The sequence below is a fragment of the Pseudomonas canadensis genome (assembly GCF_000503215.1).
GTDB classification, from domain to species: domain Bacteria; phylum Pseudomonadota; class Gammaproteobacteria; order Pseudomonadales; family Pseudomonadaceae; genus Aquipseudomonas; species Aquipseudomonas canadensis.
In genome coordinates this window covers 862,083-874,399 of record NZ_KI628539.1, presented here as the reverse complement: position 1 = coordinate 874,399, position 12,317 = coordinate 862,083, and the positions used below count along the sequence as shown (strand labels likewise).

The 12,317-nt window shown below is 58.9% G+C and carries 14 protein-coding genes and 1 tRNA gene; 3 read left to right on the top strand and 12 right to left on the bottom strand.

Annotated elements, in window-relative coordinates:
- Positions 1-48: 48 nt before the first annotated feature.
- The 7 genes from hepT to dapA all read right to left on the bottom strand — a co-directional run bounded on the left by hepT (position 49) and on the right by dapA (position 4,694).
- Entirely contained in the window at positions 49-498 is a 450-nt protein-coding gene (gene hepT, locus U367_RS0126985; RefSeq protein ID WP_028619350.1) for a type VII toxin-antitoxin system HepT family RNase toxin, read from the bottom strand.
- Entirely contained in the window at positions 488-883 is a 396-nt protein-coding gene (mntA, locus tag U367_RS0126980; protein WP_028619349.1) for a type VII toxin-antitoxin system MntA family adenylyltransferase antitoxin, read from the bottom strand. The genes hepT and mntA overlap by 11 nt, the downstream gene beginning before the upstream one ends.
- A gap of 121 nt (positions 884-1,004) precedes the next feature.
- Positions 1,005-1,094 (bottom strand) — tRNA-Ser (locus U367_RS0126975).
- 84 nt (positions 1,095-1,178) lie between these two features.
- The gene (gene purC, locus U367_RS0126970; RefSeq protein WP_028619348.1) at positions 1,179-1,892 is read right to left on the bottom strand and encodes a phosphoribosylaminoimidazolesuccinocarboxamide synthase; all 714 of its coding nucleotides are present in this window, start codon (positions 1,890-1,892) and stop codon (positions 1,179-1,181) included.
- A gap of 27 nt (positions 1,893-1,919) precedes the next feature.
- Positions 1,920-2,678 (bottom strand): MBL fold metallo-hydrolase, encoded by a 759-nt coding sequence (locus U367_RS0126965; RefSeq protein WP_028619347.1) that lies wholly within the window; start codon positions 2,676-2,678, stop codon positions 1,920-1,922.
- Between the two features lie 4 nt (positions 2,679-2,682).
- Complete coding sequence (gene bamC / locus U367_RS0126960) at positions 2,683-3,798, bottom strand: outer membrane protein assembly factor BamC (RefSeq protein WP_028619346.1); 1,116 nt, start codon at positions 3,796-3,798, stop codon at positions 2,683-2,685.
- A gap of 17 nt (positions 3,799-3,815) precedes the next feature.
- Positions 3,816-4,694, bottom strand: a complete 879-nt coding sequence (gene dapA, locus U367_RS0126955) for a 4-hydroxy-tetrahydrodipicolinate synthase (protein WP_016975174.1) — start codon at positions 4,692-4,694, stop codon at positions 3,816-3,818.
- 273 nt (positions 4,695-4,967) lie between these two features.
- On the opposite strand from dapA, the gene U367_RS0126950 reads away from it, so the two are divergent.
- Together U367_RS0126950 and U367_RS0126945 are read left to right on the top strand one after the other, a co-directional pair.
- Entirely contained in the window at positions 4,968-5,528 is a 561-nt protein-coding gene (locus U367_RS0126950) for a glycine cleavage system protein R (protein WP_003172487.1), read from the top strand.
- Between the two features lie 10 nt (positions 5,529-5,538).
- A complete protein-coding gene (locus U367_RS0126945) occupies positions 5,539-6,012 on the top strand; it encodes a peroxiredoxin (RefSeq protein ID WP_025855402.1) in 474 nt (157 codons plus the stop codon).
- A 115-nt stretch (positions 6,013-6,127) separates the two neighbouring features.
- On the opposite strand, the gene U367_RS0126940 is transcribed toward U367_RS0126945, so the two are convergent.
- Entirely contained in the window at positions 6,128-7,198 is a 1,071-nt protein-coding gene (locus tag U367_RS0126940; RefSeq protein WP_028619345.1) for an AI-2E family transporter, read from the bottom strand.
- 31 nt (positions 7,199-7,229) lie between these two features.
- The gene (locus tag U367_RS0126935; protein ID WP_028619344.1) at positions 7,230-7,469 is read right to left on the bottom strand and encodes a sulfurtransferase TusA family protein; all 240 of its coding nucleotides are present in this window, start codon (positions 7,467-7,469) and stop codon (positions 7,230-7,232) included.
- 94 nt (positions 7,470-7,563) lie between these two features.
- Here U367_RS0126935 and U367_RS0126930 point away from each other — a divergent pair, with 94 nt between their 5' ends.
- Positions 7,564-8,997 carry a M48 family metalloprotease gene (locus U367_RS0126930; RefSeq protein WP_028619343.1) on the top strand — a complete coding sequence of 478 codons (1,434 nt, stop codon included), beginning with the start codon at positions 7,564-7,566 and terminating at the stop codon, positions 8,995-8,997.
- 65 nt (positions 8,998-9,062) lie between these two features.
- Here U367_RS0126930 and U367_RS0126925 read toward each other — a convergent pair whose 3' ends face one another.
- The 3 genes from U367_RS0126925 to U367_RS0126915 form a co-directional block, all read right to left on the bottom strand.
- Positions 9,063-10,502: a DegQ family serine endoprotease gene (locus U367_RS0126925; RefSeq protein ID WP_028619342.1), complete on the bottom strand. Its 1,440-nt coding sequence runs from the start codon at positions 10,500-10,502 to the stop codon at positions 9,063-9,065.
- A gap of 234 nt (positions 10,503-10,736) precedes the next feature.
- The gene (locus tag U367_RS0126920) at positions 10,737-11,699 is read right to left on the bottom strand and encodes a MucB/RseB C-terminal domain-containing protein (protein WP_028619341.1); all 963 of its coding nucleotides are present in this window, start codon (positions 11,697-11,699) and stop codon (positions 10,737-10,739) included.
- A 15-nt stretch (positions 11,700-11,714) separates the two neighbouring features.
- Positions 11,715-12,302 (bottom strand): sigma-E factor negative regulatory protein, encoded by a 588-nt coding sequence (locus U367_RS0126915; protein WP_003172479.1) that lies wholly within the window; start codon positions 12,300-12,302, stop codon positions 11,715-11,717.
- Between the last annotated feature and the right edge of the window lie 15 nt (positions 12,303-12,317).

Genomic DNA, 12,317 nt, shown 5'->3' with positions numbered 1-12,317 from the left:
ACTGACTAAAAAGCCTGCTGAGTGTTGAGCTCAGCAGGCTTTTTTCGTTTAATTGGGATGAGTATCTGTGGTGGCACCTGACTGACTTGCATCCTTAGTCAGGATAAATGAGCTAAACGCCAGAAAATCCCCTAGATGCTGAGTGATGATCGCAACTGTGATCGGCAATTGAAGGGCTTGATACTCATGAACGGCGATGTTGCGAAAACCGACCATGTTCTTCAGGTTGGTCAACAAGGACGGGCTCACCCACCCACCTTGGGATAGCAATTGAAACACGTCGCGTGCCCCCTGGGGGACGCCTAGCCGCTCACGACGGATCAAATGCTGCCCCATATCCAGTGCAGCTTCGCAGGCACGCTGAATGTTGAGAATCGCCGCATCCTGTCGGGTGAAGTCAGTCGCGAAACTGTCAGGGTCCTTGTCGTACTCCTCGCGAGCGCGAGCCACACAGCGCTCAATGCTCGAAGCCTTGTTGATGAGCACATCATCGACCATGCACTTTTCCTTCCTTCTGAATATCGGCCAACAGCGCTGCCCTTGCAGTGTCCAGCGCGGTTTTTTCACTGAGGATATAGCTCTCGAAAATACCTGCCTGACTGTCCTTGTTCCAGAGCCGACGCCCGGTTGTTATTACCTGATATTGCATAACCGTGGAGGCCGCGCGCAGGTCCAGCAGATCGACGGGCACCGCCACGATGTCAGCAAGCTCCCCCGCTGTCTGCCACAGCAGTAGCGGGTCCACTGTGCCGGCAGCAAGCACTGCCAGGTCGAGATCGCTGTCGGCATTCGCCCCACCCGTCGCTTGACTGCCAAACACATAGACAGCCATCAGATCAGGGACACTCGCCAATAACTGCGCCAACACTGCTTCAACGTTCATGTTGCGACTCATGGTGCCATCCGATGAATGACCGTAGCAGAATTCATCTTCAAATTTCTGCCCCAAAACAAAAAACCCCCGACAACCTTTAGGTTATCGGGGGTTTTTCATTATTCAATAATGGCGGAGAGATAGGGATTCGAACCCTAGGTACCGGTGAAGGTACAACGGATTTCGAATCCGTCCCATTCGGCCACTCTGGCATCTCTCCAACGGCGCGCATCATAACAGTGTGACTCAGGAAAGCAAAGCTCGAAACGAGATTTTTTTCCGTGCTATCAGATGCTTGCGTCGATTAAAGCGGTACGCCCAGACGGTTGGCGACTTCTTCGTAGGCTTCGATGACATCACCGAGGCCTTGGCGGAAGCGGTCTTTGTCCATCTTCTTCTTGGTGTCTTTGTCCCACAGGCGGCAGCCGTCCGGGCTGAATTCGTCGCCTAGGACGATGGAGCCGTCGTGGAACACGCCGAATTCCAGTTTGAAGTCCACCAGCAGCAGGCCTGCGTCGTCGAACAGTTTGCTCAGGACTTCGTTGACCTTGAGGGACAACTCTTTCATGCGCGCCAGTTGCTCAGCGGTGCCCCAGCCGAACGCCACGACGTGGGATTCGTTGATGAACGGGTCGCCCTTGGCGTCGTCCTTCAGGAACAGCTCGAAGGTGTAAGGGTTGAGCTTGAGCCCCTCTTCCACGCCCAGACGCTTGACCAGGCTGCCGGCGGCGTAGTTACGCACGACGCACTCAACCGGGATCATGTCGAGCTTCTTGACCAGGCACTCGTTGTCGCCCAGCAGTTTGTCGAATTGGGTCGGAATGCCGGCCTCTTCGAGTTTTTGCATGATGAAGGCGTTGAACTTGTTGTTCACCATGCCTTTGCGGTCAAGTTGTTCAATGCGCTTGCCATCGAACGCCGACGTGTCGTTGCGAAACAGCAGGATCAGGCGGTTGGCGTCGTCGGTCTTGTACACCGACTTGGCTTTGCCGCGGTAGAGTTCTTCACGTTTTTCCATGATGGGCTCCGCTTGCTAAATGGTGGGCTAGGCGATGTGTCGCCAGTCGAGCCCTGAATCTTGATCGGCCAGTTGCAGCCAGTCCGGGTCGCACCCAAGGGTGTCGACAAAACATTGCCGGGCCAGCTGCGGCAGGTTGTTCTTGCTGCTCAGGTGGGCCAGGACCAGGTGTTGCAAGTCTTGCCAGCCCAACTCATACACCAGGTACGCCGCCTGGTGGTTGTTCAAATGTCCCAGTTCGCCGCCCACCCGCTGCTTTAGGAAGTAGGGGTAGTGACCGCGAGCCAGCAGGTCTCGGCAGTGGTTGGACTCGATCATCAAGGCATCGAGGTTCCGGTAACCGTCCAGCACCTTGGCGCAGTAGGAACCCAGGTCGGTGAGTACGCCGAAGCGCCGCTCACCATCACTGAAGACATATTGCGTCGGTTCCTGGGCGTCGTGCGCCACGGCAATCACCTGGATGCTCAAGGCACCGATTTGCAGCTGCTCGCCACCGGCCAGGAAACCTGCGGGTTCAATGGGTTTGCGCATCCCGCGCAAGGTGCCGCGACTGAGGTACACCGGAAGATTGTAGCGCCGAGACAGCAAACCCACGCCATGCACGTGGTCGGCATGTTCGTGGGTCACCAGAATCGCGCTCAGCTGCGCGGGGTGTACCCCCAGGCGCAGCAGGCGCCGCTCGGTTTCTTTTAACGAGAAACCACAATCCACCAGCACATACGTGTCGTCATGTGCGACCAGCGTGCCGTTCCCTTGGCTACCGCTGCCGAGAACGGCAAAACGCATCGAATCAGCCCAAGTTGTCCTGAATCACGCCCAATACTTTGCGCGCTGTTTCAGCGGGCGCAACGGTATTGATGTTCTTCTCGACGGTGACTTGCACGCTTTCGCCAACCTTGCTCAAACGAACCTGGTAACGCTCGGCACGGGTCTCGATTTCTTCCTTGGTCGGCTGGCTGCCAAACAGTTTGCTGAAGAAACCTGGCTCTTCATCTTTACGCTCGGCCTTTTCAGCCACGTTGATGTAGTACAGACCCAGGCTGCGGTTAATGTCCTCTACCCGCCAAGGGCCCTGCTCCAATGCACGGCCAACACTGGCCCAGGCACGGTCGAGGTCTTCACCCAGGTTCAGCACCACGTTGCCGCTGCCGTCTTCGGTGAGGCTGACGCGGCTCGGGGTGTCGTAATCACGTGCGGCGAGCAGGGAAACCGAACCGCCCTTCTCGGAGATACGGCTCATGCTGGCCAGCATCTCGTCGACCAGTGCCGAGTCGACGCCTGTATTGACCGAGCGGTTGGTGAAATCAACATTGGCCGTGCTGCCGGCCGGACGCTCGGCGCTGACCACATAGACTTCACTGGTATTACGCTGCACGCCTGGCTCGATGCGCACACGCACACGGGCTTCGCTGTCGGCGGCTACACCACCGGCCTGCAGGCGCTTGGCCATGGTGGCGGACAGCTCGCTGCCCTGCTGCCATGCGGTGGTGAATTCACCGGTCTGCGGGCGCTGCTCGTCGATGCGGAAACCATTGTCCTGGAAGAACTGTACGGCCACTGGCCAGACTTCGGCAGGTGGGCGCTGAGCCACGATCCAGCGGGAATCACCGCTCTTCTGCAGGCTGTAGTCGCTGGCATCCGCCACGGCCGAGATCGGCTGCGGACGCGGCACCACGTACTCACCCTTGGTGGTGTCATCGGCAACGTTGCGCGGGATCGGCAGCAACGGGTCAAGACGCTTGGCGACGTTGACGCCTGGCGGCAATTCCATCGGTTTGGTGGGTTGTGCTTCCAGGTAATCGCTGCCGCGGTCACGGAAGTAGCCTTCCGGGCCCCAGATCCAACCGCAGCCACTGGTGCTGGAGATAATCAAGGCAAGTGCGGAAAGTCCGGCCAATCGCTTCATGCGTAGTGCTTCCTCAATTAAACCAGGACGCCGGACTGGCGCAGGGCCTGTCGCAGCGGTTCGTGACAGGCTTCGCTGAGACGGGTGAGCGGCAGACGGATACCGTCCGGCATCATGCCCATTTCAGTCAGCGCCCACTTCACGGGAATAGGGTTGGATTCGATAAACAGTGTCTTGTTGAGCGGCATCAACTTCTCGTGGATCGCGCGGGCGGTCACGGCGTCGCCTGCAATGGCGGCGGCGCACATTTCGCTCATGGCGCGCGGGGCGACGTTGGCGGTCACGGAGATGTTGCCCTTGCCGCCCAGCAGGATCAGCTCTACGGCGGTGGCATCGTCACCGGAATACACCAGGAAATCGCTGCTCACGCCGGCCAGGATGTCCTTGGCACGCTGCAGGTCGCCGGTGGCTTCCTTGATACCGATGATGTTCGGCACGGTGGACAGGCGGATCACGGTCTCGGCCTTCATGTCGCACGCGGTGCGGCCTGGCACGTTGTAAAGGATCTGCGGGATATCGACCGCTTCGGCGATGGCGCGGAAGTGCTGGTACAGGCCTTCCTGGGTCGGCTTGTTGTAGTACGGTGTCACCAGCAGGCACGCATCGGCGCCGGCCTTCTTGGCGTTCTTGGTCAGCTCGATCGCTTCACGCGTCGAGTTGGCGCCCGTACCGGCGATCACGGCAATACGACCCGCGACGCGCTTGACCACGAATTCGATGACCTGGATGTGTTCTTCCACATCGAGGGTGGCCGATTCACCGGTGGTGCCGACCGCCACGATGGCGTTGGTGCCTTCTTGCAGGTGGAAGTCCACCAGTTTGCCCAGGCTGTCCCAGTCGAGATGACCTTGTGCATCCATGGGTGTGACCAGTGCCACCATACTGCCCGCAATCATGCAACCGCTCCTGCCGGAAAAAGAGAGCCGTAATGGTACTGGCGCCAAGATGCTTGCACAAGCGAAGTACCGCCTGAGGATGCGTTATGGCGCAACTAAACGACGGGCAATGCCATCATTGGGCCAAAGCCTGCCCAGGAGCACGGTAAAATCGAGCCGATTACGCAATGAAAAGGCCACCTCCTATCCCTTGGCGACGGTTTTCGCTACCCTTCATCCTTTGATCGATACAGCCCGCACAGTATCGACCGCTCATCGTTTTAGGAAGGCTGCATGTCCACCCCCACAGTTCGCGAACAATTCCTTGTTATCAGTGCCCTCGGCGCCAACCCCATGGAGCTGACCAACGTCCTGTGCCGCGCCAGCCATGAAAACCGCTGCGCCGTCGTGACTTCCCGCCTGACCCGCCACGGCGAGTGCAGCGCGCTGGTCCTGCAGATCTCCGGCACCTGGGACGCCTTGGCGCGCCTGGAAACCGGCCTGCCGGGCCTGGCCAAGAAGCATGACTTCACGGTCAATGTGGTGCGCAGTGCCGCCCTGGAGAATCGTCCCCAGGCCCTGCCTTATGTGGCGTATGTCAGTTCGGCCTATCGTTCGGACATCGTCAACGAACTGTGCCAGTTCTTCATCGACCACAACGTCGAGCTGGAGAACCTGACCTGCGACACCTACCAGGCTCCACAAACCGGCGGCACCATGTTGAATGCCACGTTCACCGTGACCTTGCCGGCCGGCGTGCAGATCAGTTGGCTGCGCGACCAGTTCCTGGATTTCGCCGATGCCCTGAACCTCGACGCACTGATCGAGCCATGGCGCCCACAGAACCCAATGTAAGGAAGTTTTCATGGCGGTAGTCATCGACAAACCCGTAGCCGATTTCGAAGCACAGGCCACCAGCGGCCAGACCTTCAGCCTTGCAGCCCTCAAGGGCAAGCAAGTGGTGATCTACTTCTATCCGAAGGACAGCACCCCGGGCTGCACCACTGAAGGCCAGGGTTTCCGTGACCAGTACGCGGCATTCAAAGCGGCCAACACCGAAGTGTTTGGGGTGTCGCGGGACAGCGTGAAGTCCCACGAGAACTTCAAGGGCAAGCAGGAATTCCCCTTCGAGCTGATCAGCGACAAGGATGAAGCGGTCTGCCAGCTGTTTGATGTGATCAAGTTGAAGAAGCTGTATGGCAAGGAATACCTGGGTGTGGATCGCAGCACCTTCCTGATCGACAGCGAAGGTGTGCTGCGCCAGGAATGGCGTGGTGTGAAAGTGCCAGGCCACGTGGATGCCGTTTTGGCGGCGGCGCAGGCGCTGAACAAGGCTTGATCGCTGCGGCGTCCTTTGGATTGTCATCGCCGGCAAGCCGGCTCCTACATTTGTAACAAAATCATATGTAGGAGCTGGCTTGCCGGCGATAGCGTCTTCGATCCCCCCGCAACATTCAAAGCAACGGCGCCACCACCGGCTCTTGCCGTGGCCACGCATCCAGCACCGCCTTGAACAGCGTCGCCAGCGGGATTGCAAAGAACACGCCCCAGAACCCCCACAGCCCACCGAACAACAGTACCGCACAAATGATCGCTACCGGGTGCAGGTTGACGGCCTCCGAGAACAGCAGCGGCACCAGCACGTTGCCATCCAGGGTCTGGATGATTCCGTACACCGCCATCAGGTAGATGAACTGGTCGCTCCAGCCCCACTGGAACAACGCGATCAAGGCTACCGGCACCGTCACCACCACGGCGCCGACATACGGCACCACCACCGAAATCCCCACCAGCAACGCCAGCAAGGCCGCATAGTTCAGGTCCAGGGCAATAAAGGCGATATAAGTCACGCCGCCGCAGATAATGATCTCGATGACCTTGCCGCGAATGTAGTTGGCAATCTGCCGGTTCATTTCCTCGGCCACCCTGGTAATCAACGCACGTTCGCGCGGTAGGTAGCCACGCACCCAGCGGCCGATCATGGCGCGGTCCTTGAGGAAGAAGAACACCAGGATCGGCACCAGTACCAGGTAGATCATGATGTTGACCAGCAACGGCAGGCTGGACAGGGAAAAGGTCAGTGCCCATTGCCCGAATTTTCCGATCTCGCCGCGTGCCGCTTCGATGGCCTGCAACACCTGTTCGTCCGAGACCAGATGCGGATAGCGCTCCGGCAACAGCAGCAACAGTGACTGCCATTTGGCGAGCATGCCCGGCAGTTCGTTGAACAACGTGATCAACTGATGCCACAGCAGCGGCAGTACTACCACGACAAACAGCACCAGCAGCCCCATGAACAAAGCGAACACCAGGCCCACGGCGGCTCCGCCTGGCAAGCGCAAGCGCTCCAGTGTGGTGACCAAGCCTTGCATCAGATACGCCAACACCATCCCTGCCAATACCGGCGCCAGCATGCCGCCCAAGGTGAGCACGGCCGTAAAGGCCAGAAACAGCAGGACCGCCAACACCACGGCCTCCTCATCGGAGAAGTAGCGCTGGATCCAGTCTCGTAACACTTTGAACATCAATCAACCTCGGCGGGTGGGGGCAAACGGTTCAGGCCTTGCGCAACCAGTAACGGTACACACCGGCGGCGTCGTCTTCATGCAACAGCGTGTGGCCGGCCAGCTTGGCAAAGGTGCGAAAATCACGCTGGGAGCCCGCGTCCGTGGCGATCACCTTAAGCACTGCTCCACTGGCCAATCGATTGAGCTCCAGCTTGGCCTTGAGCAAAGGCAACGGGCAATTGAGACCGCTGGCATCGAGTTCGGCATCAAAGGCTACAGCGTCGGTCATGATTTACTCCAGGCAAGCGTCGGGGATGCTTAGAATATCTGGTCCGAAGCTCAGTGTCCGGCTACAGTAAGCTCTTTGTCGAAAGGCTTTGTGCATGACTTTTTTGCGCCCTACCCTGCTGACGCTGGCTTGCCTGCTGGCCTCCCCAGGCTTCGCTGACGACCTGCCGTCACTCGGCGACGCCAGTTCTGCCATTGTCTCGCCACAACAGGAATACCAGTTGGGCCGCGCCTGGCTGGCTTACCTTCGGGGCCAAGTCTCGCAACTCAACGATCCGCAGCTCAAGGATTACGTCGAAACCAGCGTGTACAAATTGGTAGAGACCAGCCAGGTCAATGACCGGCGCCTGGAGTTCATCCTGATCAACAGCCCGCAATTGAACGCCTTCGCCGCGCCTGGCGGCATCGTCGGCGTCAACGGCGGCCTGTTCCTCAACGCCCAGACCGAAGGGGAATACGCCTCGGTACTGGCTCACGAATTGGCGCATTTATCCCAACGCCACTTCGCCCGTGGCGTGGAAGCGCAGCAGCGCATGCAGATCCCGATGATGGCCGCGCTGCTGGGCGGCATCATTGCCGCAGCAGCCGGCGCGGGTGACGCGGGTATTGCCGCCATTGCCGGCACCCAGGCCGCTGCTATCCAGGAACAACGCCGGTTCTCCCGTCAGAACGAACAAGAGGCCGACCGTATCGGCATCCTCAACCTGGAAAAAGCCGGTTACGACCCGCGCTCCATGCCGACCATGTTCGAACGCTTGATGCGCCAATACCGCTTCGACGCCAAGCCACCGGAATTCCTGCTCACGCACCCAGTGACCGAATCGCGGATCGCCGACACCCGCAACCGCGCCGAGCAGGCCAAAGCCGGCGGCAAGGAAGACAGCCTGCGCTATCAACTGATTCGCGCACGGGTACAGCTGCAATACGAAGACACCTCAGGACTCGCCGCCAAGCGCTTCCAGGCGCAGTTGGACGAAAACCCGAAAAACGATGTGGCGCGTTATGGCCTGGCTATCGCCCAGATCAAGGGTTCTCAGTTCAAGCAAGCGCGTGAAAACCTGACAACGTTACTGGCCAAGGCGCCGAACGACATCACCTACAACCTGGCGCTGATCCAACTTGAGATAGACAACAACCATCTGCCTGATGCCCAGCAACGTACTGATCGAATGCTGACTCAGTATCCGGGCAACTACCCACTGAATCAGCTACGCGTGGATCTTCTTCTCAAACAGAACCGTACCGCGGATGCGGAAAAGGCGTTGGACAGCTTGCTCAAATCTCGTCCGGATGATCCGGACGTCTGGTATCAGGTTGCAGAGACACGCGGCTTGTCCGGCAATATTATCGGCCTGCACCAGGCCCGCGCCGAATACTTCGCGCTGGTGGGTGACTTCCAGCAGGCCATCCAGCAGTTGGACTTTGCCAAACGTCGCGCCGGCAACAACTTCCCACTGTCGTCGCGCATCGACGCCCGTCAACGCGAGCTGATCGAGCAAGAACGCCTGGTCAAAGGGATGATGAGCTAAACCTCTCGCCCACAAAAAAGCCCCGCCCTCGTTTAACGAAGGCGGGGCTTTTTGTTTCTACCGACTTATTCGGCGAGCTTGAAGGTAATGAAGCTTGCGCGCCCTTGACGCAGCACGCGCATCGACACCGAACGATTCTTCGGCAACGCCTTGGCGATATCGGTGAATTGCTTGGTGCTGTCGATGGCCTGGTTGTTCAGGTGGGTGATGACGTCACCCGGCTGCAGACCGATCAGGGAGGCAGGACCGTCCTGCACTTCCTTGATCACCACACCGCTCTTGAGGTCGAAGGATTTCTTCTGCTCATCGGTCAGCTCGGCCACGGCAATGCCCAGGCGGTTGCTGCTGCGCTCAGCACCTGGCTTCGCGTTGCCCAGGGCATCCAGGGTTGCACCCTCTTCAGGGATGGCACCCACCGTCAGTTCAACGGTCTGACGCTTGCCTTCGCGGATCACTTCCAGCTTGGCCTTGCTGCCAGCCTTAAGTGCACCCACCAGATGCGGCAGGTCGGCCGACATGACGATCGGCTGGCCATTCATGCTCAGAATTACGTCACCCACTTGCAGGCCACCTTTGGCAGCCGGGCCGTCGTCCTGGATCTGCGCGACCAGGGCACCGGCCGGCTTGTCGAGACCGAAGGATTCAGCCAGGTCTTTGTTCACTTCCTGGATCACCACGCCCAACCAGCCACGGCTGACCTTGCCGCCGCTTTTCAATTGGTTGGAAACATCCATGGCGACGTCGATCGGGATAGCGAACGACACCCCCATGAAGCCACCGGAGCGGGTGTAGATCTGCGAGTTGATGCCTACCACTTCGCCCGCCAGGTTGAACAGCGGACCACCGGAGTTGCCCGGATTGATCGGCACGTCAGTCTGGATGAACGGCACGTAGTTCTCGTTCGGCAAGCTGCGGCCGATGGCGCTGACGATACCTTGGGTCACGGTGTGGTCAAAACCAAACGGCGAGCCGATGGCGACGACCCACTGCCCAGCCTTCAGGTCCTGGGATTTACCCAGTTTCAGCACCGGCAAGTCCTTGCCTTCGATCTTCAACAGGGCCACATCGGAGCGTGGATCGGTGCCCACCAGTTTGGCTTTCAGTTCACTGCGATCCGCCAGGCGCACGAGAATCTCGTCGGCATCGGCAATCACGTGGTTGTTGGTGAGAATGTAGCCATCAGGCGAGATAATGAAGCCCGAACCCAGGGACTGAGCCTCACGCTGGCCACCACCGCCACCACGGGGCGCGCGCGGTTGCGGCATGCCACGCTCGAAAAACTCGCGCAACATGGGCGGCAGGCCTTCCAGGTCCGGCATCTGCTGGTTGGAGACTTTGCGATCCGGCAGTTTTTGCGTGGTACTGATGTTCACCACGGCCGGCGAGGCCTGCTCAACCAATTGGGTGAAGTCAGGCAGCTCGGCCGCTTGCGCGGACACGGCCTGACCCAGCACCAATACCGTGGCGACTATGGATAGGTAAGACTTCAAACGTGGTATCGACATACAGCTCCCGTTACGACGAGCAGGGTTGAGCGACAGGGTTCAAGAAACGCCGGAAACTGCGACCGACGTCTTTGTTCCGCGAACAAAACAAGGCCAGCGCCGACAAGCCCTGACCTATAAAAAACATAAGAGATTTTTGCAAGTGAAAATGCTGATCCAGACATTTCATGCTCTCGACAGCCAACCTGGCATGCAAATACATTGAAACGTCAGGATGAACATAGGATTAACGGCTCACGGCTGGGCGACTGGCTTTTTTTCACCGCGTACCGACAACGCGATACGCTCTGCGGTGCCGATGGGGATTTCGCCCACCACCGTTACCATCATTTCGCCATCTACCGTATTGAGGCGACGGGACACAGCCACCGTTGGGCCGAGTTGAGTGCGGGTTTCCGTGATACTCGCATCACTGATCGGCTCCAGGAACACGGAGAAACGCGCCAGCCCGTCCTCATACATCAGGCTGTCGACTGTTGCCTTGGTCTGGGTATCTTTGCGGGCGCTGGTATTGGTCAACTGAAAGCCCGGCGGTAGCCACTCCAAATGCCACGCTTGAGTAGACTGCACCTCGGGTGCTTTTTCATTGGCGACGGATATGGGTGTGCATTCGTTGCTGGGCTGCAATTCGCGGTCATCCGGCAATGCCGACGTGTTCAGTCGCGTGAACTGGAAGCGCTCCAGCAACTGCCCTTGATCATTTAGCAAGAGGGACTTGAGCGGCAGCGCAGTCTCGCGATCCAGGTGCAGTTCAAAACCGTAGCGGTACTGATCACGCGGCGTGATCGACACGATCACCGCATGCCGACCGGCCACGCGGGATTTCCCGATGACGGCCAGTTCGTAGAATTGATTGAGTTTTTGCGGATCCAGCGCACGGGATGGCGCATCACGCGAGTTGCCGAGGCCTGCGACAAGGGTGCCGCTGACACATTGGGTCCGGCCATCCAGTCGCACAACTTCCTGAGCAGAACCATCAAGCTGCAAAAGCCGCTCACGGACCTGACCATTCTGGACACGATGCCAGATGTCATGAGTTGAAAAACTACCGTTACGCTCGTAGACGAACGTACCTTGAAAGCTTTGCTGCTGCTCTGCACGCCCAAGTCGAGTCAGCCAGTCTTGGGCTTCATCGGCGTGGGCGGGGAGTGCAAACCAACCACTGAGCAAAAGCGTAAGGAGCGGTATGGCTCGCATAGAGCTCCTTACGGATTAGCGGTTTTCCAGGCTTGCTGCGCGAGCATATGGCAGAGCGCTTTCAGTGCCCTTCAGAGCCGATTCCTGTGCGTGCTGGCGCAGGTAGCCTGGAAGACGCTGGTCTTGCCAACCGGATTGCCCTTGCAGTACACCGTTAGCCATCGGGCCGGTGGTGTCAGAGCTTTCCTTGTAGCCGGCGAGTACAGCTGGGCCTTTGACTTGAGGTCCGGCCATCACTGGCTGCTGAGTCTGCTGGGCCAGTTCGGCACCGGCGATTTCGTCCTGATTGTACAGGCGAACACCGGCCAACACGGCAACAGTCACCGAGGCAGCTACTGCCAGGCGACCCAGGCTACGCCATGGACCACGAGCAGCTTTTGCCGGAACGGCTTCATCAGCCAGCGCGGCAGAAACGGCCGCAGCAATATCCAGACGAGGGATTAGAAGATCCTTGTGCATCACCGCCCGAGCGACTTGGTAACGAGACCAGGTATCACGGGTTTCGGCATCATCAAATGCGTTGAGCACTCGACGAAGTTCCAGTTCATCCGCTTCGTTATCCATCACTGCGGACAGCGATTCCTGCAGGGCATCACGACTCATGGCGGTTCCTCTCTT